The organism is Chitinophaga sp. (genome assembly GCF_017745275.1).
Classification (GTDB): Bacteria; Bacteroidota; Bacteroidia; order Chitinophagales; family Chitinophagaceae; genus Chitinophaga.
Window position 1 is genome coordinate 585,741 of record NZ_JAGHZS010000007.1, and the last position, 26,085, is coordinate 611,825.

Sequence of the window (26,085 nt, forward strand, 5' to 3'; positions counted from 1 at the left end):
TTCCTAAGGAATGCAATGGCTCCGCTCATTATTACCGGGTATCCTGCTTACGAAAATGTTCCGGCGACTGCCCCGTATGCTTTTTGAAAAACGTTGCAAAATAGGAAGCGCTTTCAAATCCAAGATGATCCGCTATTTCGCTAACCGACAAACCGGTATGATACAGCAGTCGCTGCGCCTCTATGGTAACCCTTTTCCGGATCAATTCCCCACTGGAAATATGCCGGAATTCCCGGCATAATTTATTCAGGTAATTAGTGGTGATATGTAGTTGCGTAGCATAGAACGAAGGTGTTTTATGATGGTTATAATGTGCTTCCAGCAAGGTTTCGAAGCGCCTGATCTTTTCGTCGCGGTTACTGGTTCTTTCAGGGTAGCCGTTCTCGTTATATACCTGGTCCAGGCTGCACAACAGGATATTTAAATAAGAGCGCAGTACCCGGTTGCCATTCTGGTATTGCTGATGAAACTCTTGCTGCATCAGGTCAGACAGCAACTGCCATTTTTGAAACATCGTCTTTTCCAACGGCAAATAACTACCGGATTGTTTAGTCAGGAAACCAAATTGATACAGTATGTTGCTGTTATAGCGTAATGAGAAAAAATCTTCCGTAAAACAAATAACCTGCCCGGCCGGCACCTGTATACTGCAAACACTATTAGGCGGTATACAGCAGATGCCGGGCTGGTGAATGTGCACGGTTTTATCATCTGTTATTACGGTACCGGTGCTGGCAGCCAGCAGCAGGTAGCAGCGTAGCCGGTGCGGTTGTTCCTGCAAGGGGTATTGCTGCAGGATGTCTGCCAGCGAGCCGGTCCAGAAAGTATGATTGAGCCCTATGGTCAGGAGGGCAATGTCGTCAGATCTCATGTCAAAATAAATAAGTAACATGTACCATGGCTCTGCTGCCTGCTTTCACACGCATGTCCGCCATTTGTTGTGCTATTACCGGCTGGAAGTTAAGTCCCGCTGCCATATTACCGAAAGTGGCTTCTACACCGGTGGTAGCGAGTAAGGAATATCCTCCGGAGATGTCTACCTTCATTGCAGCGCCTTCCTTGTCTTTATCAGCGGTTTCATATAGCAGGCCTGCATTGGGCGCGAGGCTTACTGTTGGCGCCAGCCTGATTTTGTAATATGCCAACAGGTTCGCTGTAAATTTATTGCCATACCGATAGTCGTATTTGTTGCCGGTGTTTATTTTGTAACTGACATTGGTATTGATGCCCACATCCATCAACCGTACATCGTAAGCGGCATTGAGGGTGAAGTCTACGCTGGCCGTGCCCAGTTGAAAATTATTGGGAGCATCTTCATTCTCTTTACGTACAGCCGGCTGGTACCTGCCGGTAGGCAGTTTTATGCCTCCTCCTATCCAGAGTGATTGTACCAATAGTTTATTGTGGCGGGTGGTATGCTGACGATCGAACAACTGGTAATAGCCTACTGTAGCGATATCTCCCAACCCGGACTGGCGTAACGTTACGCCCTGGTTTTCGCGGCTGTTGATATTAAGCGGCACAAATGCCAGCACACGGAAACGGCGGCCAATATTCCAGCCACCCCATAGTTCGGCGGTTTGGTATACTTCGTCTGTTGTCAGGTAAGAAGTAGTACCACCGGGCCCCAGGTGGGAACGCATGGTTTTGTACTGGTACCTTAGTCCTGCAAACCGTTTCTTAAAATCCGGCAGGAGGCCGATGTAATAACTGCCTACGCCGCAGCCACAGATGTCGCAGGCACGGGTTTCCCTTATACCGCCGACGAGGCATAACAAAAGTATCATCCATCGTTTCATTCCATATCATTTTAAGGTGCTTCTTCAGAAAATCTTTTATCGCTGATAAAAGAAGGATCATTCAGTGTTTGCAGGAACGCCAGTAGTTGTGTTTGTTCTGTACTGGTGAGTGTAATACCTGGCTGGCCGTGCTGTTTCAGCAGCGGGTCCAGCGTGGGCATGTCCTGCACTTCTGATGTGTAATGCCGTAACACTGCTGCCAGCGTATAAAAGCGGCCATCATGCATGTAAGGTGCGGTGTATGCGAGGTTACGCAGACTAGGCACTTTAAACCTGTATTTGTCGACCGGATCCAGCGTAACCGCATAGCGGCCTTCGTCATTGTTGGGTCCTGCTCCCAGGCCGTTGTTACGAAACGAATAATCCGTAAACAAGGGCTCCCGGTGGCAGTTGCTGCAATGCTGCTGATACAGCGCGTAGCCCTGTTGTTCTTCCGTAGTGAACTGTACACCCTGTTGCCGCTTTACGCTATCGTATTTCGACTGGTCACTGACCAGCATCACCATGAATTGCGACAAAGCCTTCATCATACGCGCCGTGGTGATGTCGGCGCTGCCAAAGGCTTTCTGAAACAGCGCCGGATAGGGAGCTGTGTTTCGTAATCGTTGTAATACGTTGTCCAGGCTTTCATCCATTTCCACCGGGTTGGTAATGGGCGCAACAGGCTGCAGATCCAGGTCAAATACGCCGCCATCCCACATAAAAGTAGTGCTCCATGCCAGGTTCATGATAGGCGGGGAATTACGGCTGCCGAGGCGGTCGTCGATCCCATGACTCACATCATGCCCGTGGTGGGTGAACGCGGAGGTTTGCAGGTGACAGAAGCCACAGGAAATGGTGTTGTTGCGGGAGAGCCTTGGCTCGTAGAATAATTTTCTGCCAAGTTCAAAACCTGCCGATGTTACCTGGTTGTTTTCAAATTTATATGCCGGCGCCGGAAACCCGGCAGGTTGCCGGAATCCGATGAAGGCAGCCAACTGCGGTGCTTTGCTGCATGCCAGCAAAAACAGCACCATGGCGCTGAGTATCATCCATTGTTGCCTGCTCATACTATTTAATTTTCGGTATGATCGTGGTGGAACATCTGGATATAATTCGCAGCAATACTCCGGCTAAATTCGCTGAACATCACGGTAGGATTAGCGGCAATACTGATGTTGGTAGCACCGTTAAACATTTTCAGGATATCGGCCATCAGGTGAATGTTCGCTTCACTGCCTTGCCTTACTTTGGCGATGCCGCCGGCAGTCAGGTCGATGGTGATAGTTTTGATATTATTGAGCGTAGGCGCGCTATAACCACCGAAGCCACCAATATGATAACGGAATTTACGTTGTCCGCTGGGATCAACCGGTGCAGCAGCAGCTGTGCCCTCCATTTTGAAAAAGATGTAGCCACTGTTCCAACCCCAGTACATGGCGTCGTCCATCCCGCCGGAGGGATTCAATACACCGGTTCTTTTGCTGATGTCCATGGTGCTGCGCAGGCTATCTACGCCGAGTACAAAAGTGAGCGTGTTATAATCGCCCTCCGGCACCTTTACTTTTACAAACTGGGAAGCCGCATTCGCTTCGGATACCAGGAAGTAGCTGTCGTCCTGCGGTACGGTGTAGGTAACGCCTTTGCTGTTCTTCACCTGTATGTTGCTGACATAATACTGGAGGAGCGACACGCTGAACGGTTCGCCGGCAGCGTTAGTATACACACCGGTATTCAGTTGGAGGTTCTTATCTCCTGCGATGTTATCAAACTGTATTGATAAAGTAGCTTTCGCGTTGGTATCTGCCGAAGGCGTATTATCTTCTTTTTTACAAGCAGTAAAGGTAATCAGCAATAAGAGGAAGCTGTATATCGTGTATTTAAATGGTAGCATGAGCGTGGTTTTTAGGCAGGCAATAAACCGCCTCCCTCCTGCAGCGTGCAGGTGGTGTAAAGACAATAAAATAGCTGTAGTACAGCCGTGTACATTGAATGATAAAAACAATAAAGCATTATCAACTAAGCCGTGGGCGGGCGAAATACGGCAGTGGGCTGATCAATGGGGGTTCCTATGCAATAGGGATGCAGATAGTTCCTGGTGGAAGTGGTGGCAACAGGTTTGATGATACTCTGCTGGAACCAGGCAGCATAAAATATTTCGCTGCGATGATCTTTTCGTTCCGGGTTGTCCTGGTCACGTTTTTCTTCTTCTGTCAGTTTTTTACGCAGGTGACATTTACCGTTACAATGCATGGCCGGTTTATCGCGGTTTTCACATAAGTTGGCGGCAATGTAGGTTTGGTTGAGATAAAACTCCAGCATCACGAAATAACGGCCTGAGAGCTGGCAAAGCCAGATCAGCATTAAAAAGACCGCTATGAATAATTTCCGCATGCTACCAGTAGATGATGAGTAAAAAACTTTGATGCGCAAAAGTACGCATAAACAGTACGTGGCGCATCTAAAAAACGGGACTATTATTTAATTTTTCATGCTTTTCTTTTCCCGGCAGACCAGGATAGATTTAAAGAAGATGACGGATTTATACTATTACAAACATGATGTTTTTCTTTAATTTTACTGAAATTATCATCTGTAACAATATATCCTAACCTGTGAGTTTTGTAAATCCAATACAGTTATTACAATTAGAACATTACGAAATAACTGCTATCACCGCCGAAGTAATTACTGCTGCTAAAAATTCTGTGCTGAATGAAATCGCTGATACCGGGCAAACCAATTACCTGGGAGCACCTATATCCGGCCATGACTGTCAAACAGCGTTGCTCGAGCTATCAGCATCTGAAAAGCTGACTTACTATCTTGAAATTGCGCAGAACGCTCCTTTATCGGCCTTCCTGCACAATGGTGATCCCGGCTTTTTCCTGTCGTTTAAATGGGACGGCATGTATCGCAACGCGATCTACCTGGATATTATCAGTCCTTATTTTGCCACGCAATATAGTCCCTTGCTGTTGAAAGCATACCTCGATGAAGATTATTCCCTCTTCAAAGCATTGATGGCAACGGAGCCACTGGTATTGGAAAAGGATGTAACGGTGGCCTATGCGGCACTCCAGGAGAATATAACCACCACCTTGTCCACCATACGGAGTATACGCGTTACCGTTAATGACCCTGAGCACGGCAATGACCTGTCTGGTCTAAAAGGATTGTTTATAAAATATTTACCGGTAGATAAGATTAAGCTGTTTCCACCAGCACTTGATTTCTTGCGCGGACAGATCGAAAGGGAAGTGCACGCACTTTCTACCAATACTGCTAATGAAAGCCTGCTACAGATCTGTATTCCGTTTCTTGCCAGGTTGAAAAAAGGCAAGCCGGCGGATGACGGGGTTATTACCTGGAGCGAAAGTGATATGCGAGAGCTGGTACGCTTCCAGGAACTACAGAAAGAATTCCATGTACTCGTACTTCGCATCGACAACAGATCAATAGATGTTAAAGAGGTAACGGACTGGGTGCAAAAAAATATCGATATCACCGTATACAATGAGTTACCTTCCACCTTCAATATCCTGCATAACCCGCTGGCGCTTGAACTGGATGCATTGGCTGTTGCCCTGTATATACGCACCGGTAATCCTGCTGCAGGCATGGATTACCTGCTGATGGCAGAAAAGCTGGGCTACCTGACCAACACCACACTGGAAAAACTGGCCACTACCAAAGCAGATCTGCAGGAATATATCGATGATCCGGAAAAAGAAAGGCTGGAGGATACAGAAGAGAAAGAAAGAAAACCGCTCAGCACCTGGCAGATTGTTCTCATTTGCATTTTTGTAGCCAGGCTATTACTCCTTCTTTACCGGTTAGCCAATCCCCCCTACCACCGGGATCTTTCGTCCGCTGTCACCTTCCAGGAGAACCCCTGGCACGACAAAAGCAATTTCAAACCGTCAGATATCCAGTCTATTTCCGCCAACCAACCACTTACCGGCGCCTCGCCGTTAGACAAATACCTGGGAAAAGGAGAATATACCGGTACTGCTTCCCTTATGCTGGTCAATAACAGGTCGCTGGATATATTGGTATGCTTATATGATAAACAAACCAAAAAGCTGGTTCGTAATGTATATGTGCGCGAACAATCGAATTTCACGGTAGATCAGCTAAAGCCGGGCAATTACACGGCAGACGTGTACATGGGCAAGGACTGGGATGATGCTGCGAAAAATGAGCTGGGAGGCACGGGTGCCTTTACCTCTTCTCTTGTACACAAGCGTATTAAAAACCCGGTACACGTGAAAGCTAACCAGGAAGCGCCTGTGCTGGAAATTAATAATCCGAAATAAGAAGGAGCAGAAAGCAGAAAGCAAAAAGCTATTGCAGCGATTGAACTAAGCGTATATTATATCCGCAGTAACCAATCGCTGCAATAGCTTTTTGCTTTCTGCTTTCTGCTTTCTGCTTTCTGCTTTCTGCTTTCTGCTATTTTTGAACAATTGTTTTGAAAAGTTGTTCAATTTTGTATCTTTGTCCCGTAAATCAATGTTTATTGCATATGCCGGTTCGTGAAAAGAAAGTAAAAATGGATGACTCAACGGAGGAACGGATTAAAGCCGCTGCCAGAATTGTGTTCACCCAAAAAGGATACCAGGCCACCAAAGTGCGCGACATTGCGGCGGAAGCCGATATTAACCTCTCCCTGGTCAATTATTATTTCCGTAGCAAAGAGAAATTGTTCCAGTTTGTAATGGCAGAAGTAGTAGAGAAATTATTTACAGCTGTTATCGCTGTAATGAATAATCAGCAACTCAGTGCAGTACAGAAGGTGGAACAGGTGGCAGACCACTATATTACCCTATTGCTGAACAATCCGGATTTCCCTTTATTTATGGTAAATGAAATATTTGCCGGCACCGATGAGCTGCTAAAAGATAACCGGAAAAATGCCATCTTTCAATCCCACTTTTTTCAACAGCTGCATGCGTTGCAACAGGAAGGGAAATTACACCTGCATCCTATCCAGTTGATGATGAACCTCATTGGATTTGTGGTTATGCCCTTCCTCGCCAGGCCGTTGCTGGAAAGGAATAAAGTGGTGAAGCCGGCCGAGTTTAAGGCGCTGATGGAAGAAAGAAGGCAACTGATTCCATTATGGATAAAAGGAATGCTGAAATAGCATTTTTTTTGCCACAAAATTGAACAACTTTTCAAAACAACTATTCAAAATGAATATTGCACCATGAACTTATTCAAAGCATTATGCGGCTGTTTATTATTCGGTGTATTATCTGGAAAAGTGCCGGCACAAACGTTGACACTGGAAGAGTGTTATACGATGGCGCGGCAAAACTATCCACTGATCAAACAGTACGATCTTATTACACGCAGCAGCCGGTATTCCGTGGAAAATGCGGGTAAATTATACCTGCCACAGCTTACCATCAGCGGGCAGGCCAGCTACCAGTCGGAAACAATTAACTTCGGAGACGTATTGCCACCGCTGCCCGGGCTGCATCCCCCCACGCTGAGCAAAGACCAGTATAAAATACAGGCGGAAATCACCCAGCAAATCTATGATGGCGGCGTGAGCAAGCTGCAAAAAGAAAGTAGTCGCGCTAACGAAGCCATTCAACAACAGCAACTGGAAGTAAACCTGTATGCTGTAAAAGACCGGGTAACACAGCTTTACTTTGGCATCCTGCTCATGGAAGCGCAACTGCAGCAAAACCAACTCCGCAAGGCAGACCTGCAAAGTGCCGCCGACAAAGCACAGGCCGCCCTGGCTAATGGTGTCGCTTATAGGAGTAATGTAGATGAACTCAAGGCCGAAATCGTTAACGCCGACATGGCCGCTACCGAGTTTAAGGCTAACCGTACCGCCTATATGAAAATGCTGTCGGTGTTCATTAACGAACCGCTCGGCGACAGCACTACCCTCGCCTATCCCGCAGCAGTAACGCCACAAAGCGATATTCATCGCCCGGAAATTACCTGGTACGATATCCAGAAAAAAGCGGTGGACGTGCAGGAAAAGCAACTGGCGTCTAATTACCTGCCTAAGCTGAATGCTTTCCTGCAGGGCGCTTATGGTCGCCCTACCCTGAATATTGTAGACAATAAATTTGGTCCCTGGTGGATCGGCGGCGTACGCCTTAGCTGGTCGCTCGGTAGCCTCTACTCCCTGAAAAACAACCGGCAGCAACTGGACATCAACCGGCAAAACCTGGACATCAGCAAAGCTACCTTCCTGTTTAATACCAGCCTGACCTTGCGACAACAAAGCCAGGATGCAGAGAAATATACCACGCTGATGGAACAGGACGATAATGCCATTGCCTTACGGTCGGCTGTACGTAAATCCGCGCAGGCGCAGCTGGATAATGGCGTGATCACCGTGCATGAATACATTGCACAACTCAACGCGGAAAACCTCGCTAAACAATCGCGCATCCTGCATCGCATACAACTGCTACAGGCACAATACAATTATAAAAATACTTCCGGGAACTGATTAATAACTGCATATGAAATACCACATACTATTCGGACTCTTCGCGGTGATGCTGATCAATGCCTGCGGCAATGGTAAACCCGATTACGACGCCTCCGGCAATTTTGAAGCAGATGAAGTCATTGTATCCGCACAGCAAACAGGTATACTGCTCAACTTCTCCGTACAGGAGGGCGACCGCCTCACTGCAGGGCAAACTGTAGGACAAATTGATGTAGCCATCCCTACCCTGCAACGGGAACAGGTGCAGGCTTCCATCAATGCACTGAAAGATAAAACGCATGATCCCCTGCCCCAAACCGAGCTGGTAAAACGACAGTTGCTAGTACAGGAAGCCCAGCTGCAGCAACAATACCGGGAAAGAAAAAGAACTGAGAACCTGGTAAAAAGCGATGCCGCCACGCAGAAACAACTGGATGATATCAATGCCGGCATCGAACAACTGGAGCGGCAAATCAGCGTTACCCGGCAACAAATAAAACTAAACGACGCCAATACGGCTACGCAAAACCGGACCATCCTCAGCGAAAAAGCCCCACTGGAAAAGTCGCTGGCCCAATACACCGAGCAAATTCACAAAGGGCTGATCATTAACCCTGTCACCGGCGTAGTACTCACCCGCTACGCCCTGAAAGGCGAAATGGCAGCCACCGGCAAAGCACTGTATAAAATCGCCAACATCGATAGCCTGTATCTCAAAGCCTATATCACCGGTGATAAATTATCCGCCATCAAACCGGGACAAACCGTACAGGTACGGATAGATCAGGGCGCCAAAAATTATAAAAGCTATACCGGCAACATCACCTGGATATCAGACAAATCGGAGTTTACACCAAAAACCATTCAAACAAAAAATGAACGGGCCAACCTCGTATATGCCCTGAAAGTACTGGTGAAAAACGATGGCTACCTGAAGATCGGCATGTATGGCGAAATGTTGCTTAACACTTCTACAAAATGAGTGCAGTACTACTGGATCATATCACTAAAACATACGACAACGGCAAAGTGCTGGCGGTAGATGACGTATCGTTGCAGGTGGCCGAAGGAGAATTGTTTGGCCTGATCGGACCGGATGGTGCCGGCAAAACTTCGCTTTTCCGCATACTCACTACACTACTGTTACCGGATAAAGGACAGGCGGCTGTGAGAGGTTATGATTGTGCAAAAGACTATAAAATAATCCGCAGCAAAATAGGCTATATGCCGGGGAAATTCTCCCTATACCAGGACCTGACCGTCAAAGAAAACCTGGATTTTTTTGCCACACTCTTTGGCAGCAGTATTACCGAAAACTATGCGTTGATCAAAGATATTTACGAACAGATCAAACCGTTTAATGACCGCCGCGCCGGTAAGTTATCCGGAGGTATGAAGCAAAAGCTGGCCCTGTGCTGCGCATTGATCCATAAACCCGAAGTATTGTTTCTCGATGAACCCACCACCGGTGTAGATGTAGTATCCCGGAAGGAGTTCTGGGAAATGCTGCGGCAACTGAAGCAACAGGGCATTACCATCGTGGTTTCCACTCCCTATATGGATGAAGCCATGCTGTGTGAACGGATTGCATTGATACAAGGCGGCAAAATAATGTCGGTAGATACACCCGCAGCCATCATGGCACAATTCCCGGTAAAGCTTTATGCCATTAAAGCCGATAACATTTACCGGTTGCTGACTGCGTTGAGAACTAATCCCACCGTGGAAAGCAGCTATGCTTTCGGGGAATACATCCATATTACGCTGCATGAAAACGCTACCATAGCAGGATTGCAGCAACAAATGCAGCGGGAAGGGCATACCAATGTAGCAGCAAAACCGATACAACCGGGTGTGGAAGATAGCTTCATCCGGCTCATGAACCAGGCGTAACATTATATCACATGGAAGAAAAAGTGATCATCTGCAAGGACCTTACTAAACGATTCGGCGAGTTTTACGCCGTCAACAAAATTTCGTTTGAGGTAAATAAGGGAGAGATATTTGGCTTCCTGGGGGCTAACGGCGCCGGCAAAACGACGGCCATGCGCATCTTGTGCGGATTATCGCACCCCAGCTCCGGAGAAGCTACAGTAGCGGGATTCAACGTATACAAACAACAAGAGTCCATCAAGAAAAATATCGGCTACATGAGCCAGAAATTTTCGCTGTATGAAAACCTGACCGTACTGGAAAACATCGAATTCTTCGGTGGCGTATATGGTGTGCCGGCAGCGGAGATCAAAAAAAGAACAACCCAACTGCTTGAACAGCTGGGACTAACCGCCGAAGCGAAAAAATTCGTAGGCGCACTGCCGTTAGGATGGAAACAAAAACTCGCGTTCTCGGTGGCCATCTTTCACCGCCCTAAAATTGTTTTCCTGGATGAGCCCACCGGCGGTGTGGATCCTGTTACCCGGCGACAGTTCTGGGACATGATCTATGCGGCCGCAGCAGCCGGCATCACCATTTTTGTGACCACTCACTATATGGACGAAGCGGAATATTGTAACCGGGTCACCATCATGGTTGATGGAAAAGTAGAAGCCCTGGACACACCCGCCAATTTAAAAACGCAATTCAGCGCAGATAATATGGACCAGGTTTTTTACCAACTGGCGCGCCGGGCACAACGATCCGGCGATTAAAATATTTATTATGAAACAGTTCCTCGCCTTTATCAGGAAAGAGTTTTTTCACGTGTTCCGCGATAAGCGCACTTTGCTCATTATGTTCGGCTTGCCGGTAGTACAGATTGTACTGTTTGGCTTCGCGCTCACCAGTGAAGTAAAGGATATCACCCTGACGATTGTAGACCATGCCAGGGATGTCAATACCCGGCAACTGATTGGTAAAATAAAATCATCGTCTTATTTCATCGTGTCTGAAGCGCCGTTGGACGATAATGGTATTGCGGATGCTTTTAAGAAGGGCCGGTCCAGGTGCGCACTGATTTTCCCTGCCAACTTTGGCAGCGACTTACAACATGGCGGGAAGGCGCAATTACAAATTATCACAGACGGTTCCGATCCGAATACGGCTAAAACGGTGATCAATTATATCTCCGCCATTACCACGGCATACCAGCAGGAAGTGAGTCCTGCCGCACGTTTGCCTTATATGATTGTTCCGGAAACCCGGATGTTATACAATGAAGAAGGCAATGGTTCCCTGAACTTTATTCCTGGCGTAATGGCCCTGGTGCTGATGATTGTATGTACGGCGCTCACCTCCGTGTCTGTAGTGCGGGAAAAAGAACTAGGTACCATGGAAATATTACTGGTCTCTCCTTTCCAACCCCTGATGGTATTAATTGCCAAAGCGATTCCCTACCTGATCCTGTCGCTGGCCAACTTCATCCTGATCCTGGTGCTGGCGGTGTTTGTACTGAACGTAGGCATCAAAGGCAGTATCCTCCTGCTTTTCCTGGAAAGCATGTTATTTATCATCACCTGCTTATCATTGGGGTTGCTGATTTCCAATACCACCAATTCCCAGCAAACGGCGTTGTTATTATCGATGATGGGCATGATGATTCCTACGATGATCTTCACCGGGTTTATGTTTCCCCTGGAGAATATGCCGCTGATATTCCGGTATATCTCCAACCTGATTCCATCCCGCTGGTATTTCCTGGTTGTAAAGGCGGTGATGCTGAAGGGGCTTGGGTTTGAGTATGTATGGAAAGAAACGCTGGTATTGCTGGGCATGACTACCGCGGCGCTCGCCGTGGCTTTGCGAAACTTTAAAACCCGGTTATCATGAAGGTATTGCGCTATATTCTGCGAAAGGAGTTCCGCCAAATTTTCCGGGACAAAACTATCCTGGCGATGATGTTTGCGATGCCTACCATACAACTGATCATCCTTCCGCTGGCAATGAATTTTGATGTAAAGCATGTGAACCTCGCGGTGGTAGATCATGACCACAGCAGTTATTCGCAGCAACTGCTGACTAAAATAGGTGCTTCGGGATATTTCAGGATAGTGGCGGCAACGGCGTCTTTCAAGGAAGCGTTGACGTATATAGAAAAAGAAAAAGCGGACCTGGTACTGGAAATCCCACCGGGCTTTGAAAGTAACCTGGTGCGGGAAGGCACACAAAAGCTGGGGGTATCCGTGGATGCCATTAACGGCACCAAAGCCGCTATTGGCGGTAGTTACCTGCAGGCCGTGATCCTCGACTTCAACAAAGAGATCCGGATCAATGCAGGGCAGACAAAACCTTCCGGTGTAATTGATCTTACTTATTCCAACTGGTTTAATCCACTGGCGGAATACCGGTTTTACGTAGTGCCGGCGGTGTTGGTACTATTGCTAACGTTGATTGGAGGCTTTATGTCGGCCTTGAATATTGTGAGAGAAAAAGAGATGGGTACCATAGAGCAGATCAATGTAACGCCTATACGTAAATGGGAATTTATACTGGGTAAATTAATTCCTTTCTGGGTGGTGGGAATCATTGTTTTTACGCTGGGATTGCTGGTGGCCTGGGGAGTATATGGTATCTGGCCGGTAGGTAGTTTCGTAACACTGTACCTGCTCGCCGCAGTGTACCTGGTGGCGTTGCTGGGATTTGGACTTTTGGTTTCCACGTATACCAGTAACCAGCTACAGGCGATGTTCGTTGCCTTCTTTTTTGTAATGATATTTATGCTCATGAGCGGATTATTTACGGCGGTGGAGAGTATGCCTGCCTGGGCCCGGGTGATTGCCAATTTAACGCCTGTCACCCATTTCATTAAAGTGATCAGGATGATTGTATTAAAAGGTAGTGGGCTGATGGATGTAAAGTGGGAGTTTTTATACCTCGTATTATTTGCAATGGTATTGAATGGCTGGGCGATTGTTAATTACAGGAAGACAACCTGATAAGCTTAAACAATAAAAATTTGCCGCTTTATTTTTTTCACTATCTTCATCTACGAAACAATTCGTAACATCGGATCAACCTACATTCATCTATTAAATCAGTACAATGAAAAAAGCCCTTTTTGTTATTCCTATTGCCCTTTGTTTTGCGTTGGGAAGTTGCTCAAATCAAGACAACAATGTTCATATAGGCGGAGGCGTTAGTGCCTTCATAAAAGATTCCGCAGCCTTTAACCGGGCATTTGCGCATGACTTGATTATTTGCAATTTTAGTTTGGATGGAAAAAATGCCGGTGGAGAAAAACTGGACCCTACGCTGATTACAGATCCTCATTCTACCGCGTTTTCAACGATGATGTCGCAAACTCAAAAAAATAACCTGAGCCTTACGATTATTACCTTGCCTGAAAATAGCGACACCGCAAAGCTGAGAAGCCTGTCAGACAAAATGATGGCTTATTTAAAGCAGGATGCGCTATTTGGAGGCTTTAAAAAATCTACCATCAACATTTCAGCGGATGGCCAGCCAGGACATAGTTTTCAATATTAATCATATCGGGTAAGTGGCATACATGCTGCGTTTGACTTCTCCCGAAGGGAAATTATATACACAAAAAGAGGGATCAGCGTCCCTCTTTTTGTATTTAACACATTACACTTTTATAAACTATATATCTCAGATAGTATGGCTGCCCGGCTACTGCCTTGCAAAGCCACCGTCTTATGAAGCCGTCTATCTCTACTGAAAATAAAATACGAACCAACTGTTATCTAAAAAAATTACATACAGCTGACTATCAGCCAAATACATAATAAAATAGCTTCAAAGTCTTGCCCACACCGCTTTTTGACTACTATTTACCCTATATCCTTAGAAAAATTATTGAAATAAAATAGATTTTATGAATAAATTTGAACAATCAAGTAGCTACTTTTAAAATTTTAAAAAATGAGCAATAAACCTGCTACCTTATTTGACAAAGTTTGGGATTCACATGTTGTCAGGAAAATTGAAGATGGTCCGGATGTATTTTTTATCGACCGCCACTTTATTCACGAAGTAACCAGTCCTGTGGCTTTCCTTGGTATGGAAAAGCGGGGATTGAAGGTGATGTTTGCGGACAAAACCTTTGCCACAGCAGATCACAACACACCAACGATTAACCAGCATTTGCCGGTAAAAGATCCGTTATCTGCCAACCAGTTAAAGGCGCTGGAAACGAATTCCAATAAATATGGTATCTCCCACTGGGGATTGGGCAATCCCAAAAATGGTATTGTGCACGTAGTAGGTCCGGAAAATGGTATCACCCTCCCGGGTATGACCATTGTATGTGGCGACTCTCATACCTCTACCCATGGTGCTTTTGGCGCTATCGCCTTTGGTATCGGTACCTCTGAAGTAGAGATGGTACTCTCCTCCCAGTGTATTATGCAGCCGAAGCCGAAGAAAATGCGCATTAACGTAACCGGTAAGCTGGGTAAAGGTATTACGCCTAAAGATGTAACACTCTATATTATATCCCGCCTCACTGCCGCCGGCGCTACCGGCTACTTTGTGGAATACGCCGGTGAAGTATTTGAAAACATGAGCATGGAAGGTCGTATGACCGTGTGCAACATGAGTATTGAAATGGGCGCACGTGGTGGCATTATTGCACCAGACGAGACCACCTATAATTATATTAAGGGCAGAGACAAAGCACCTAAAGGCGAAGCCTGGGATAAAGCACTCGCTTACTGGAAAACGCTGAAAACCGATGCCGGCGCTACTTTCGACCAGGAATACACCTTTGATGCCGCCGATATTGAACCAATGATTACCTATGGTACCAACCCGGGTATGGGTATGGGCATTACCAAACATATTCCTGCAGCCCTGGCAGGTGACAGTAAATCCAGCTACGAGAAATCATTGCAGTACATGGGCTTCCAGGAAGAAGAGGCCATGATCGGCAAAAAAGTAGACTACGTATTTATTGGTAGCTGCACCAACGGACGTATTGAAGACTTCCGCGCCTTTGCCTCTATTGTGAAAGGAAGAAAGAAAGCAGATCACGTGACTGCCTGGATCGTTCCGGGATCACATATTGTAGAACAACAAATCAAAGAAGAAGGTATTCTCGACATCTTAACAGAAGCAGGTTTCCAGCTGCGTCAGCCCGGATGCTCCGCCTGCCTGGCCATGAACGATGATAAAGTTCCAGCCGGCAAATATGCCGTGAGCACCAGCAACCGCAACTTTGAAGGCAGACAGGGACCCGGCTCCAGAACCATGCTGGCCAGTCCGCTCGTAGCCGCCGCTGCTGCGGTAACCGGCGTTGTTACCGATCCAAGAGAACTGATTGCTTAATACCTTTTTCCTAATACGATACAACATAAAAAATGGCTTACGATAAATTCACCATATTAAAGAGTTCCGCAGTACCCATGCCAATTGAGAATGTGGACACGGATCAAATTATTCCTGCACGCTTCCTGAAAGCCACGGAGCGCGCCGGCTTCGGCGATAACCTGTTCCGCGACTGGCGTTACGAAACAGATGGTACACCGAAAAAAGATTTCGTACTGAACAATCCCATCTACTCCGGTAAAATACTGGTAGGTGGTAAAAACTTCGGTAGCGGCAGCAGCCGTGAGCACGCTGCATGGGCTATCTACGACTATGGATTCCGTTGCGTGGTATCCAGCTTCTTCGCAGATATCTTCAAAAATAATTCCTTAAACGTAGGACTGTTACCCGTACAGGTAAGTCCTGAATTCCTGGATAAAATATTTACCGCCATAGAAGCCAACCCTAAAGCGGAAATAGAAGTGAACCTGGAAGCACAAACCATCACCATCACCGCTACCGGTGAAAGCGAATCCTTTGCCATCAACAGCTACAAAAAGCTGAACATGATGAATGGTTATGATGATATTGATTACCTGCAGGCCATGAAAGACGAAATAAAACAATTCGCAGAGAAAAGCCTGTACTAAACTTTCTATTACGATTATGCCAGTGACCCAGCGCCACGTTGAAATAATGGACACCACACTCCGCGATGGAGAACAAACCAGCGGAGTGTCTTTTTCACCCTCTGAGAAGTTAACCATTGCCCAGCTTTTATTGACAGAAGTAAAAGTTGACCGGATTGAAATTGCCTCCGCCCGTGTATCTGACGGCGAATTTGCGGCTGTGCAATCCATTACCCAATGGGCGAAGGAACATGGTTTTTTAGATAAAGTAGAAGTATTAACTTTTGTAGACGGCCAGGTATCCGTAGAATGGATGTTACAAGCCGGCGCCAAAGTCATGAACCTGCTCACCAAAGGCTCGCTGAATCATTTAACACACCAGTTAAAGAAAACCCCGGAAGCCCACTTTGCCGAAGTGGCGGCAGTGATCAAACTGGCCGGAGAAAAAGGACTGGCCTGCAATGTATACCTGGAAGACTGGAGCAATGGCATGCGACATTCCAGGGAATACGTATTCCAGTACCTCGACTTCCTGCAACAGCAGCCCGTAAAGCGGATCATGCTCCCGGATACACTCGGCGTACTCACCCCGGATGAAGTCAGGGAGTTTATAACGGCCATCGTTACACGCTATCCGGATATTCACTTCGATTTTCACGCCCACAACGACTACGACCTTGGCACCGCCAACGTACTCGAAGGTGTGAAAGCCGGCGCCAGTGGCATCCACCTGACCATTAACGGCATGGGCGAAAGAGCCGGCAACGCCTCGCTGGCAAGCGCCATCGCAGTGTTGAACGACTTTCTCCCTACTGTAAAAACCTCCGTCGTAGAAACGTCATTGTATACCGTCAGCAAACTGGTAGAAACATTTTCCGGATTCCGCATTGCGGTCAACAAGCCCATCGTGGGAGAAAATGTATTTACACAAACCGCCGGTATTCATGCTGATGGCGACAAGAAAAACAAACTCTACTTCAGTGACCTGATGCCGGAACGTTTTGGCCGCCAACGCAAATATGCACTGGGTAAAACCAGTGGCAAAGCCAACATAGAAAACAACCTGCAACAGCTGGGTATTAAACTTTCCGACCCCGATCTGAAAAAGGTAACACAGCGTATCATTGAACTGGGCGACCGCAAAGAAGTGCTCACACAGGCCGACTTACCCTACATCATTTCGGATGTACTGGACAGTAACCGCATTGAGGAAAACGTGATCCTGGAAAACTATGTGCTCACGCATTCCAAAAACATGAACCCTTCTGTAACGATCCGCATTGCTATTAAAGGGCAAGTCTTTGAAGAACATTCGCAAGGCGACGGACAATACGACGCGTTCATGAATGCGTTGAAAAAAGTGTATAAGCAACTGAAGATCGCATTGCCACCACTGGCTGACTACGCGGTACGCATTCCGCCCGGCGGTAAGAGTGACGCCTTGTGCGAAACCATTATTACCTGGGTAAAAAATGAAAAAGAATTTAAAACCAGGGGCCTGGATAGCGATCAAACCGTATCCGCTATCAAAGCCACACTGAAAATGCTGAACTTAATTTAAACAACCACCAACAATAGCATGGCTACCAAACATATATTAGTCGTTCCCGGAGATGGAATCGGGCAGGAAGTAACCGCCGTGGGCAAGCAGGTACTGGATCGTATTGCAGCAAAATTCGGACACACCTTCACCTACGATGAAGCACTGATAGGCCACGTAGCCATCGAAGCTACCGGCAATCCTTTGCCGGATGAGTCGCTGGAGAAAATGCGAAAATCTGATGCCGTATTATTTGGCGCCGTAGGCCACCCTAAATACGACAACGATCCTTCTGCGAAAGTAAGGCCAGAACAAGGCTTGCTGAAAATGCGCAAAGAACTGGGCCTGTATGCCAACCTCCGTCCCATCAAATTATTCGATGAGCTGTTAGGTGCATCGAGCATTAAACCGGAGATCTTAAAAGGCGCCGATATCCTCTTCTTCCGTGAACTCACCGGTGATATTTACTTCGGTGAAAAAGGAAGAAAAAATGATGGCGATACCGCCTATGATATCGCGGAATACAGTCGCTATGAAGTAGAACGTATTGCCCGCAAAGCATTTGACGCAGCCAGGACCCGTAGAAAAAAACTCTGCTCTGTTGATAAAGCCAACGTCATTGAAACCTCCCGCCTCTGGAGAGAAGTAGTACAAAAAGTAGCACTGGACTACCCCGACGTAGAGGTAGAACACCAGTTTGTAGATGCGACCGCTATGCTGCTGATCAAAGATCCGCGCCGTTTCGACGTAGTGGTTACTGCCAACCTGTTTGGCGATATCCTTACCGATGAGGCTTCGCAGATAGCAGGTTCCATGGGGATGCTGGCTTCCGCCTCTGTAGGTGACGGCACCGGCGTATACGAACCTATCCACGGTTCTGCGCACGACATCACCGGCAAAGGAGTAGCTAATCCACTGGCTTCTATCCTGTCGGCAGCCCTGCTCCTCGATATTTCCTTTGGTATGAAAGCGGAATCAGAAGCGGTGATCCAGGCGGTTGACAAAGTACTGAAAGCAGGTTTCCGCACCAGGGACATCGCAGATGCACAGACACCAGCTGACAAAATACTGGGTACAACAGCTATGGGTGCTGAAGTGCTGAAACAATTGTAATGAAGCAGAAAGCATAAAGCAGAAAGCAAAAAGCCATTGTAGCGAGTGATTAGCGCGAGTATTTATCCGCTATTTTCACTCGCTACAATGGCTTTCTGCTTTATGCTTTCTGCTTCTAAAACTCCTTATTTACGCAAACGCCCCCTTATTTGTCTTAATCTCCCCCCTTCCCTCTCCCTTTTCCGCAGTAAGTTTGTGGTGTCATCTAAAAATTACGTGCTATGAATCCGGAAGTTACCCAGTATATCGATCAACTAAAGCCCTGGCAAAAAGAAAGTGCCACTGCGCTGCGTGATATAGTGCTTAAAACCATTCCTGATGCTGAAGAGCGGCTCCAATACGGAAAGCCGCACTATCTGAAGAACGGGCATTATGCTGCCGTTATTTCGGCCGCAAAAGACAAATTATCCTTTATGATTTTTAATGCCACTGAGCTGGCGGAAATAAAGGGATATTTTCAATCCATGGCAACACCGGACCGTAAAACGGCCACTATTAAAGAAGGACAAACAACAGATTATAAACAGTTAGCTTACTTTTTGAAACAAGCCAGCAAATCCATTTGATAGCTTATGAGAAAGATCGTTTCCTTTATGCACATCAGCCTTGACGGCTTTGTTGGTGGTCCAAACGGAGAAATGGACTGGATTAAAATAGCGCCCGAAATTTTTGATTATGCTGCCGACCGTACTGAAGCCGCAGACCTGGCACTGTATGGCCGTGTGACTTATGAAATGATGGATGCCTACTGGCCTACAGCAGCAGACAAGCCTAACGCATCCAAACATGATATAGAACACGGCACCTGGTACAACCAGGTACACAAACTGGTGATCTCTAAAAGCATGGAGGGTCAGCAAAAAGATAATACCACCGTCGTAAGTGATCACGTAAATCAACAGGTGCGCGACTTTAAAAGTAAGCCGGGTAAGGATATTATCATCTTCGGCAGCCCCGGTACCCAGCACACGCTGATGCAGGATAACCTGATAGATGAATTTTGGTTATTCGTAAACCCCATATTGCTGGGGACCGGCATCCCTTTATTCAAAAACATTAAAGACCGGGTATCCCTGAAATTAGTGGACAGCAAAGCGTTTGAGCATGGAATAGTGTGCCTGCATTATGAAAAGCAGAAAGCATAAAGCTATTTTTGCGAATGATCAGAGCGGATGTTGTCCGTACAGCTATGCTTCTTCCCCGGTGTTAATCTCTTCTGCCGGCACTGCCGTGGGCTGTAGCAGGCTTTTGTCGTAACGCCGCTTCAGGGACCGCATTATAAACGGGATAACGGGCAAGAGCGTACGACTCATACTATGAAAAGGCAACAACAACCCTATCAGGAATACCACCCCAAATACCAGTGGCACCGTTAATGCCCTGCGTTGCTGATACCGCACAAACGAGGGATTGTCCAATCCTTCGCTCAGTTGCCGCCGTGGATCGCTGATATATCTCCATAATATCGCAATCATCACCCCGGAAAAAATGACATTGGTTGTGTATATCAACGAGGGACTAATGAAATTGGCGGTGGCATATTCACTGTCCAGTGCCGTACTAAATGGAAACAATACGATCGACAACAGGAAGAGTAAATTGAACCATATCAGTCCGGGTGTATAGTTGACCACATACCCCATCAGCTGGTGATGCACAGTCCAATACAGGCCTATAAAGAAAAAGCTGACAAAGAAACCGAGGAACCGGGGCGTTAGTTCCAGGTAGGCATGCATTACCTGCGCGGTACTATATTCCGGCAACAGGTGCGGCACTTTTATTTCAATAATCAACAATGTGATGGCAATAGCAAATACAGCATCGCTGAAAAGGATCAGGCGCTCCAGCTGGAAGATGGTTTTGGATTGGGACATAAGATAGCTACGTTAAGGCTGATTATCCTAAAATACAATTATTCCTGCTTATATTGTTGGCTTGCCCTGCCCCATTCTACCAGATAATTATACCCTTTATTTTACCGCTCCTGTTTAAAAAATACTTCGTAAGCAGTTACATTTACCACCGATGTAAATATATTGCAGCTAAATACCTAAACTCTCTAATTTTGAGTATAAATCACCCCTAATGAAAAAGAAGTATTCCTGGTTTTTTGCCTTATTAATTTCCGTTACCACTTACGTAAATGTCACGCAAACGCAGGCACAGACACCTGTTTATCCCATCAGCGGGCGGCTGACCGCAGCAGACGGCGCCCCGGTAAAAGAAGTCATGATACAACTGCTACAGTCGGCCGACAAAAAGCTGGTCAAAGTAGCCTACCCCGATAGCCTGGGTAACTTTATGTTTGAGCAAATCAAAGCCGGTAGTTACCTGCTGCTTACACAAAGCATGTATTTTAGTCCTTATCAGTCGGCCGCATTCACCCATCAGCGAAGCACATCGCTGGGAAATATTGCCCTGCAGGCGGCCAGCACCACGTTGAAAGAAGCGATGGTAACTGCCAACAAGCCTTTCGTACAACAGCAATACGATAAAACAGTGATCAATGTAGCCTCCTCCATTGCCTCCGCCGGCAGCACCGCGTTGGAAGTACTGGAAAAAGCACCTGGCATTAGCATCGATCAAAATGATAATATTGCGATGCGGGGCCGGCAGGGTGTACTCATTATGATCGATGGCAAACAGGTTCCCATGACCGGGCAAGATCTCGCCAACATGCTCCGGAATATGTCGGCCAACCAGATCGAAACCATCGACCTCATCACCAACCCCTCCTCGAAATACGATGCTGCCGGTAATGCCGGTATCATTGATATCAGGTTGAAAAAGGGAAAGAAATCCGGCACCAACGGGAGCGTGTCCCTCAGCTACGGCCAGGGAATCTATCCGAAAATATCGCCTTCGTTCAACTTCAACACCAAACATAAAAATCTCAATGTTTTCGGGTCTTACAATTATAGCTTCCGCCAGGAAATAAATGACCTGACCATTTTCCGGCAGTTCTATGATGCCGATAATAAATTCACCGGCGCCAATAATTATAATAGCTTCTTTAAACACCAATATAGCAGCCACAATGCCCGTATTGGAGCCGACTATAATATCAGCAAAAATGCCGTTATCGGATTTTCTGCCAATGGCATCTTTGCCAATAACAGTGTAGCCACTAACAGTGTGGCACATACGCAGAATGCACAGCAACAACCGAATGGTTCTTTTATTACGCTCGGTAAAACACAACCTCAGCGAAACAATAACAGCTTTAACATTAACTACAAACAAACACTGGATACCAACGGCAGGGAACTGAGTGCAGACGTAGATTACGCCCGGTATGCCTTCGATGATACCCAATTGTATAATACCCGTTACTACGATGTAAACAGCGCAGAAAACAAAACGCCCTATATCCTTTTTGGAGACCTGACCGGCAACCTGAGCATCCGGGCTTTCAAAGTGGACTATACCCAGCCACTGAAAAATATAGGCGCAAAACTGGAAGCCGGCATCAAAAGCAGCTGGGTTAAATCAGATAATGATGTACAGTTTTTCGACCGGAGCAATGGCGGTAATAAGTTGGATGAAGGGAAAAGCAACCGGTTTATATACCATGAAAATATCAATGCCGCTTATGTTAATGCGTCTAAAAAGTGGCAGCACTTAACGTTACAGCTGGGACTGAGACTGGAAAATACAAATGCGGATGGCAAACAGGTGGTTCATGAAACAACCTTTAACCGCGATTATACGCAACTCTTTCCCAGTGGTTATGTAGGGTATGAATTCAATGATCAGCATGACCTGGGCTTATCTATGAGCAGGCGGATAGAAAGGCCTTCCTACCGGCAGCTCAATCCTTTCCGGGTATTCCTGGATCCGTTAACCTCCGCTATGGGTAACCCTTACCTCCTGCCGGAAATCACGAATTCCTTTGAACTCACGCATACCTTCAAACAGGACTATGTGACCAAAATCGGTTATAGCGTTACCAGGGATAATATGCTGTCTGTTTTGGCGCCGGATGTGGAACCCAATACCGTACTTCAAACCGACAGGAACCTGGCCAGGTATGATTATTATAATGCCAGTTTTGCATTTCCTGTTAATATTGGCAAATGGTTCAACAGCATGAACACCGCTTTGGTATACTATGGCCGTTATACCGGAAACCTGGCCAATACCAACCTGGATGCCAGCAGGGTATCTTTTAATTTTAATTCTGTAAATACCATTATCATTGATGCCGCCACTACCCTTGAAATCACCGGTAATTATGAAAGCAGGACCTACTACGGATTCCTGGATGTAGGCAGCTTCTGGTTTATTAATGCCGGAGCGCAAAGGCAGCTGTGGCACCGGAAGGCATCGCTCAAAATAAATGTCAACGATATTTTCTTTACCAACAGAACGAACGCAGTTACCCGGTTAACAGGTTATGGAGAAACCTTTATACAGAAGAGGGATACCCGTGTGGCCACTATCACTTTCACTTATAAATTCGGAGGTACTACATCCGGCAGCCCAAGAAGGAAAACAGGTGGTGCGGAAGAAGAAAAACGAAGAGCAGGATAAAAATTTATAAATTCACCGCATGAACTTAATCAATGAGCTGAAGGAATTGGGTCTGGCTACCCGGTTAAAGCGGCTGAGCGAGCGTTTATCGCAGGATGTCAGCCAGATTTATAAGGAATCTAACCTGGATATGGAAGCCAAATGGTTCCTGGTGCTGGAATTGCTGACCAGGGAAAAAGTGATGGCGGTAACAGAAATATCGGCGGCATTACAGTTAAGTCATGCCGCCGTTGTTCAGTTTGCTGATCAGATGCTGGAAAATAATCTCATTAAAGCCACCCCTGATAGTAAGGATGGCCGTAAACGCCTGATTTCACTGACTCCTACCGGCAAGCAAACTTATAAAAAGTTGGGGCCTATCTTAGCCGTGATCCGGGAAGAAAATAAAAAGTGGCTCGCCAGTGCGAGCGCAGACCTTTTACAGGTACTCTCAGAATTGGAAAAATCTTTAGACGATCGTAGCATGTACAAGCGTATAAAGATTAACCTGTTGGAAAATGAATAGTTAGTGTGGGATACCCAGTTCATCCAGCACTTTAAAGATGATCCTGTCGCAACGCACCAGGTGAAAGGAAAATACCAGGTCATTTTTATAGTACTCAGATATTTTGCCCCGCAGTATCAGCTTGGCTCTGAGCAGGCGTACTTTGGCATTGACAGGAGAAATATTGAGCACCTTGCTTATTTCGGCATTGCTCAGTTGTTCTATTTCGCGCATCACAAATACCAGGCGGTACTTTTCAGGCACGTGTAATAAAGCTTTTTCCAGGGCAGTACCCAATTCTTTATCAATCACTTTTGCCACAGGATTCTCTCTTATCGCGGCCACCCCTGCCGGGTGATGATCCGCCAGCACCGAGATATCTTCGTTTACCAGCCGCTTCCTTTTCTTCAAGTGCTGGTTACACTCGTTGATCATTATCCGTTTTATCCAGGTGCTGAAAGCCGCTTCCTGCCTGAAACTGGCGAGGTGCTGATAGGCATTGATATAAGTGGTTTGCATAACGTCCTCTACATCGGCATCATTGTTCAGCATAGACATTCCTAACCGGAACAGGCTGGGATTATGACGGCGCATCAGTGGCTCAAATTGTCGCTTATCTCCCGCCAGGATCTTATTAATAATCGCGTTGTCGTCTTCAGTAGGTAATATTCGGATAGGGTCCATTTCGTTTGGTTAGGTGGTTAATTTAAGAAAAGTTACAAAAAAGATGGAATTTTTTGTAACCGGCTCCTTTTTTTTTACTCTAATTAATAGAGGATGCCGTCATTGAGACCGAAAATCATAGCCGGATAGTACCTTATGACCCGTAATTGTTTACTATTATTAACCGTAAAAGCCTGTGCGTGCCGATGAATAAGACCAAAATATTTAACCTCCAGGGTATTAAGATGCCCGAACTGACACACCAGCGGATGCAGGAACTGAAACTAACACCCAAAGGAAAACTGATCACTGCTACCCAAATGGACGCCTTTCCAGGCTTGCTCAAAGTCATGGAAACCGCTCTCCTGGAACAACTGGCTCAATACGATGAACTGAGGAGCAGCAATGCCGACAGCACCCAAAGAAAGCTGCTGCTCATGAATATGCTGGAAGATCACCTGTACTGGGAATTTGCCTACCAGGTGATGTTCACGAAATGGCGGGAGCAAAAAATAAACCTGGCCTCATAAAAAAATACACCACCTATATTCGGCCTTTCATCCCTATTCCCCATCACATATTGTAGCAGTACACACTGGTAACATAATAAAAACAGCTTGATTATCAGTTGGTCAGGTATGCGGGGCATTGGTGAAACTGGTAAAACTACCGTCCCCCCCAAAGCCCATCATTAGTTTTTTTTCGGAAGATTATATAGGCGTCCCGGTATTTCTGCCTCAGGCTGTTCCTCCATGTGATGGAAAAGAAAAGGCCGCAGATAAAACATCCACGGCCAGTTTTGGGGGCTACAAAGCAACGTCACACTATGCTATTTTCTTTATAAGGTTTACGCTTATTACGAACAAATAAAATACCTGCCACTATTAGTGCTATCATGATTGCGTATAGGCGTTGCTGATATTCCATCATCTGTTTCCTTTTGGGGTAATGCAAAAGTATACCGGGGAAAGCGGGAAAAAAAGCGGGATCGACAAACACCCGGGGTCCGGAGATGAATAACAACGGGTAAGGCTATATGTAGTTCGTAGATAAAATGGTACGGTTAGTCGCTATAACTGCTGCCAGACTGCGCTGCGTTATAAAAAATAGGTAGTTTCACCTATTAGGCGGACCTTTAATGTCCTAATACTTATGCCAATGGGATTCCTGAGCACCTTGATATTGAGCTATAGTGTCTCCACTATATTATTTTTACTCATCGTGTGGTGCTACCAGCCATTCCGGAAGATAAGAAACAGCTACTTGTCCATTTCCAACCTGATAGCCATGGTGTCAGGCATCCTGCTAACGGAGGAGATTATACGAAACTACATTACCAATGCGCTAAAAAATGCAGACTATACCTACCTGCAATACTCACTCCGGCATCTGATCATTATTATATTTTGTACCGGTGTGCTCCCGCTGTTTTTCCTTTTCCCCAGGCTTCGAACGAATATTATATTTACGTTGGTAGTTGTCATCCTGCTGCCTGCCGGCTGTCTTTATGAGCATGTGTATATTTTTATCACCAATTATTTCCGGGACTATCTTCCTTCCAGTTGGGCTTATTACCGCGGTTCATACCTGGAAATGATCTGTTGGCCATTGGGTTACTTCCTGGTAGTACTTTTACTAACCCGCATAAAAAGGGCTATCCCCAAAAGGAGATAGCC

General features: G+C 46.3%; 26 protein-coding genes. 19 read left to right on the forward strand and 7 right to left on the reverse strand.

Going from position 1 to position 26,085, the window contains the following annotated elements:
• Nucleotides 1–31 precede the first annotated feature (31 nt).
• From J7623_RS21965 to J7623_RS21985, 5 genes are all read right to left on the reverse strand, one after another.
• Nucleotides 32–871 carry an AraC family transcriptional regulator gene (locus J7623_RS21965; RefSeq protein WP_291924421.1) on the reverse strand — a complete coding sequence of 280 codons (840 nt, stop codon included), beginning with the start codon at nt 869–871 and terminating at the stop codon, nt 32–34.
• Nucleotide 872: 1 nt separating this feature from the next.
• Nucleotides 873–1,799, reverse strand: coding sequence for a transporter (locus J7623_RS21970; RefSeq protein WP_291924422.1), 927 nt, complete (start codon nt 1,797–1,799; stop codon nt 873–875).
• 11 nt (nt 1,800–1,810) lie between these two features.
• Complete coding sequence (locus J7623_RS21975) at nt 1,811–2,848, reverse strand: cytochrome c peroxidase (RefSeq protein WP_291924423.1); 1,038 nt, start codon at nt 2,846–2,848, stop codon at nt 1,811–1,813.
• A gap of 5 nt (nt 2,849–2,853) precedes the next feature.
• Nucleotides 2,854–3,672 (reverse strand): MbnP family protein, encoded by an 819-nt coding sequence (locus J7623_RS21980; protein ID WP_291924424.1) that lies wholly within the window; start codon nt 3,670–3,672, stop codon nt 2,854–2,856.
• Nucleotides 3,673–3,797: 125 nt separating this feature from the next.
• The gene (locus J7623_RS21985) at nt 3,798–4,172 is read right to left on the reverse strand and encodes a hypothetical protein (protein WP_291924426.1); all 375 of its coding nucleotides are present in this window, start codon (nt 4,170–4,172) and stop codon (nt 3,798–3,800) included.
• A gap of 221 nt (nt 4,173–4,393) precedes the next feature.
• Between J7623_RS21985 and J7623_RS21990 the strand changes: the two genes are divergently transcribed.
• From J7623_RS21990 to J7623_RS22060, 15 genes are all read left to right on the forward strand, one after another.
• On the forward strand, nt 4,394–6,097 hold the full coding sequence (locus tag J7623_RS21990; RefSeq protein ID WP_291924428.1) for a hypothetical protein: 1,704 nt from the start codon (nt 4,394–4,396) through the stop codon (nt 6,095–6,097).
• A gap of 209 nt (nt 6,098–6,306) precedes the next feature.
• A complete protein-coding gene (locus J7623_RS21995; protein WP_291924430.1) occupies nt 6,307–6,927 on the forward strand; it encodes a TetR family transcriptional regulator in 621 nt (206 codons plus the stop codon).
• Between the two features lie 63 nt (nt 6,928–6,990).
• Nucleotides 6,991–8,262: a TolC family protein gene (locus J7623_RS22000; RefSeq protein WP_291924432.1), complete on the forward strand. Its 1,272-nt coding sequence runs from the start codon at nt 6,991–6,993 to the stop codon at nt 8,260–8,262.
• 13 nt (nt 8,263–8,275) lie between these two features.
• Nucleotides 8,276–9,226, forward strand: a complete 951-nt coding sequence (locus J7623_RS22005; RefSeq protein ID WP_291924434.1) for an HlyD family efflux transporter periplasmic adaptor subunit — start codon at nt 8,276–8,278, stop codon at nt 9,224–9,226.
• Entirely contained in the window at nt 9,223–10,137 is a 915-nt protein-coding gene (locus tag J7623_RS22010; protein WP_291924436.1) for an ABC transporter ATP-binding protein, read from the forward strand. Before J7623_RS22005 ends, J7623_RS22010 begins: the two co-directional genes overlap by 4 nt.
• An 11-nt stretch (nt 10,138–10,148) precedes the next feature.
• A complete protein-coding gene (locus J7623_RS22015) occupies nt 10,149–10,892 on the forward strand; it encodes an ABC transporter ATP-binding protein (RefSeq protein ID WP_291924438.1) in 744 nt (247 codons plus the stop codon).
• A gap of 10 nt (nt 10,893–10,902) precedes the next feature.
• A complete protein-coding gene (locus tag J7623_RS22020) occupies nt 10,903–12,009 on the forward strand; it encodes an ABC transporter permease (protein WP_291924440.1) in 1,107 nt (368 codons plus the stop codon).
• Nucleotides 12,006–13,115, forward strand: a complete 1,110-nt coding sequence (locus J7623_RS22025; protein WP_291924443.1) for an ABC transporter permease — start codon at nt 12,006–12,008, stop codon at nt 13,113–13,115. Before J7623_RS22020 ends, J7623_RS22025 begins: the two co-directional genes overlap by 4 nt.
• Nucleotides 13,116–13,221: 106 nt before the next feature.
• Nucleotides 13,222–13,665, forward strand: a complete 444-nt coding sequence (locus tag J7623_RS22030; protein WP_291924445.1) for a hypothetical protein — start codon at nt 13,222–13,224, stop codon at nt 13,663–13,665.
• Nucleotides 13,666–14,064: 399 nt separating this feature from the next.
• Nucleotides 14,065–15,468, forward strand: coding sequence for a 3-isopropylmalate dehydratase large subunit (gene leuC / locus J7623_RS22035; RefSeq protein ID WP_291924447.1), 1,404 nt, complete (start codon nt 14,065–14,067; stop codon nt 15,466–15,468).
• Between the two features lie 32 nt (nt 15,469–15,500).
• Entirely contained in the window at nt 15,501–16,097 is a 597-nt protein-coding gene (leuD, locus tag J7623_RS22040; RefSeq protein ID WP_291924449.1) for a 3-isopropylmalate dehydratase small subunit, read from the forward strand.
• A 16-nt stretch (nt 16,098–16,113) separates the two neighbouring features.
• The gene (locus J7623_RS22045) at nt 16,114–17,637 is read left to right on the forward strand and encodes an alpha-isopropylmalate synthase regulatory domain-containing protein (RefSeq protein WP_291924450.1); all 1,524 of its coding nucleotides are present in this window, start codon (nt 16,114–16,116) and stop codon (nt 17,635–17,637) included.
• An 18-nt stretch (nt 17,638–17,655) separates the two neighbouring features.
• A complete protein-coding gene (gene leuB, locus J7623_RS22050) occupies nt 17,656–18,729 on the forward strand; it encodes a 3-isopropylmalate dehydrogenase (RefSeq protein WP_291924452.1) in 1,074 nt (357 codons plus the stop codon).
• 221 nt (nt 18,730–18,950) lie between these two features.
• Entirely contained in the window at nt 18,951–19,295 is a 345-nt protein-coding gene (locus J7623_RS22055) for a DUF1801 domain-containing protein (protein ID WP_291924454.1), read from the forward strand.
• 6 nt (nt 19,296–19,301) lie between these two features.
• Nucleotides 19,302–19,874 carry a dihydrofolate reductase family protein gene (locus tag J7623_RS22060; protein WP_291924456.1) on the forward strand — a complete coding sequence of 191 codons (573 nt, stop codon included), beginning with the start codon at nt 19,302–19,304 and terminating at the stop codon, nt 19,872–19,874.
• Between the two features lie 42 nt (nt 19,875–19,916).
• Here the strand turns inward: J7623_RS22060 and J7623_RS22065 are convergent, their stop codons facing one another.
• Nucleotides 19,917–20,603, reverse strand: a complete 687-nt coding sequence (locus tag J7623_RS22065; protein ID WP_291924459.1) for a TMEM175 family protein — start codon at nt 20,601–20,603, stop codon at nt 19,917–19,919.
• A 211-nt stretch (nt 20,604–20,814) separates the two neighbouring features.
• On the opposite strand from J7623_RS22065, the gene J7623_RS22070 reads away from it, so the two are divergent.
• Both J7623_RS22070 and J7623_RS22075 read left to right on the forward strand, forming a co-directional pair.
• The gene (locus tag J7623_RS22070) at nt 20,815–23,262 is read left to right on the forward strand and encodes an outer membrane beta-barrel protein (RefSeq protein ID WP_291924461.1); all 2,448 of its coding nucleotides are present in this window, start codon (nt 20,815–20,817) and stop codon (nt 23,260–23,262) included.
• A gap of 19 nt (nt 23,263–23,281) precedes the next feature.
• Entirely contained in the window at nt 23,282–23,767 is a 486-nt protein-coding gene (locus J7623_RS22075; protein ID WP_291924463.1) for a MarR family transcriptional regulator, read from the forward strand.
• Here J7623_RS22075 and J7623_RS22080 read toward each other — a convergent pair whose 3' ends face one another.
• Complete coding sequence (locus tag J7623_RS22080; protein WP_291924465.1) at nt 23,768–24,430, reverse strand: sigma-70 family RNA polymerase sigma factor; 663 nt, start codon at nt 24,428–24,430, stop codon at nt 23,768–23,770.
• A 185-nt stretch (nt 24,431–24,615) separates the two neighbouring features.
• Between J7623_RS22080 and J7623_RS22085 the strand changes: the two genes are divergently transcribed.
• Both J7623_RS22085 and J7623_RS22090 read left to right on the forward strand, forming a co-directional pair.
• Complete coding sequence (locus tag J7623_RS22085; RefSeq protein ID WP_291924467.1) at nt 24,616–24,939, forward strand: hypothetical protein; 324 nt, start codon at nt 24,616–24,618, stop codon at nt 24,937–24,939.
• Nucleotides 24,940–25,567: 628 nt separating this feature from the next.
• Complete coding sequence (locus J7623_RS22090; protein ID WP_291924469.1) at nt 25,568–26,083, forward strand: hypothetical protein; 516 nt, start codon at nt 25,568–25,570, stop codon at nt 26,081–26,083.
• The last annotated feature ends 2 nt before the right edge of the window (nt 26,084–26,085 follow it).

What these genes read in the sequence shown, in the direction of transcription:
- J7623_RS21965 (WP_291924421.1), bottom strand. Translation starts at nt 871, where the DNA reads ATGAGATCTGACGACATTGCCCTCCTGACCATAGGGCTCAATCATACT.
- J7623_RS21970 (WP_291924422.1), bottom strand. Translation starts at nt 1,799, where the DNA reads ATGAAACGATGGATGATACTTTTGTTATGCCTCGTCGGCGGTATAAGG.
- J7623_RS21975 (WP_291924423.1), bottom strand. Translation starts at nt 2,848, where the DNA reads ATGAGCAGGCAACAATGGATGATACTCAGCGCCATGGTGCTGTTTTTG.
- J7623_RS21980 (WP_291924424.1), bottom strand. Translation starts at nt 3,672, where the DNA reads ATGCTACCATTTAAATACACGATATACAGCTTCCTCTTATTGCTGATT.
- J7623_RS21985 (WP_291924426.1), bottom strand. Translation starts at nt 4,172, where the DNA reads ATGCGGAAATTATTCATAGCGGTCTTTTTAATGCTGATCTGGCTTTGC.
- J7623_RS21995 (WP_291924430.1), top strand. Translation starts at nt 6,307, where the DNA reads ATGCCGGTTCGTGAAAAGAAAGTAAAAATGGATGACTCAACGGAGGAA.
- J7623_RS22000 (WP_291924432.1), top strand. Translation starts at nt 6,991, where the DNA reads ATGAACTTATTCAAAGCATTATGCGGCTGTTTATTATTCGGTGTATTA.
- J7623_RS22005 (WP_291924434.1), top strand. Translation starts at nt 8,276, where the DNA reads ATGAAATACCACATACTATTCGGACTCTTCGCGGTGATGCTGATCAAT.
- J7623_RS22010 (WP_291924436.1), top strand. Translation starts at nt 9,223, where the DNA reads ATGAGTGCAGTACTACTGGATCATATCACTAAAACATACGACAACGGC.
- J7623_RS22015 (WP_291924438.1), top strand. Translation starts at nt 10,149, where the DNA reads ATGGAAGAAAAAGTGATCATCTGCAAGGACCTTACTAAACGATTCGGC.
- J7623_RS22020 (WP_291924440.1), top strand. Translation starts at nt 10,903, where the DNA reads ATGAAACAGTTCCTCGCCTTTATCAGGAAAGAGTTTTTTCACGTGTTC.
- J7623_RS22025 (WP_291924443.1), top strand. Translation starts at nt 12,006, where the DNA reads ATGAAGGTATTGCGCTATATTCTGCGAAAGGAGTTCCGCCAAATTTTC.
- J7623_RS22030 (WP_291924445.1), top strand. Translation starts at nt 13,222, where the DNA reads ATGAAAAAAGCCCTTTTTGTTATTCCTATTGCCCTTTGTTTTGCGTTG.
- leuC (WP_291924447.1), top strand. Translation starts at nt 14,065, where the DNA reads ATGAGCAATAAACCTGCTACCTTATTTGACAAAGTTTGGGATTCACAT.
- leuD (WP_291924449.1), top strand. Translation starts at nt 15,501, where the DNA reads ATGGCTTACGATAAATTCACCATATTAAAGAGTTCCGCAGTACCCATG.
- J7623_RS22045 (WP_291924450.1), top strand. Translation starts at nt 16,114, where the DNA reads ATGCCAGTGACCCAGCGCCACGTTGAAATAATGGACACCACACTCCGC.
- leuB (WP_291924452.1), top strand. Translation starts at nt 17,656, where the DNA reads ATGGCTACCAAACATATATTAGTCGTTCCCGGAGATGGAATCGGGCAG.
- J7623_RS22055 (WP_291924454.1), top strand. Translation starts at nt 18,951, where the DNA reads ATGAATCCGGAAGTTACCCAGTATATCGATCAACTAAAGCCCTGGCAA.
- J7623_RS22060 (WP_291924456.1), top strand. Translation starts at nt 19,302, where the DNA reads ATGAGAAAGATCGTTTCCTTTATGCACATCAGCCTTGACGGCTTTGTT.
- J7623_RS22065 (WP_291924459.1), bottom strand. Translation starts at nt 20,603, where the DNA reads ATGTCCCAATCCAAAACCATCTTCCAGCTGGAGCGCCTGATCCTTTTC.
- J7623_RS22070 (WP_291924461.1), top strand. Translation starts at nt 20,815, where the DNA reads ATGAAAAAGAAGTATTCCTGGTTTTTTGCCTTATTAATTTCCGTTACC.
- J7623_RS22075 (WP_291924463.1), top strand. Translation starts at nt 23,282, where the DNA reads ATGAACTTAATCAATGAGCTGAAGGAATTGGGTCTGGCTACCCGGTTA.
- J7623_RS22080 (WP_291924465.1), bottom strand. Translation starts at nt 24,430, where the DNA reads ATGGACCCTATCCGAATATTACCTACTGAAGACGACAACGCGATTATT.
- J7623_RS22085 (WP_291924467.1), top strand. Translation starts at nt 24,616, where the DNA reads ATGAATAAGACCAAAATATTTAACCTCCAGGGTATTAAGATGCCCGAA.
- J7623_RS22090 (WP_291924469.1), top strand. Translation starts at nt 25,568, where the DNA reads ATGGGATTCCTGAGCACCTTGATATTGAGCTATAGTGTCTCCACTATA.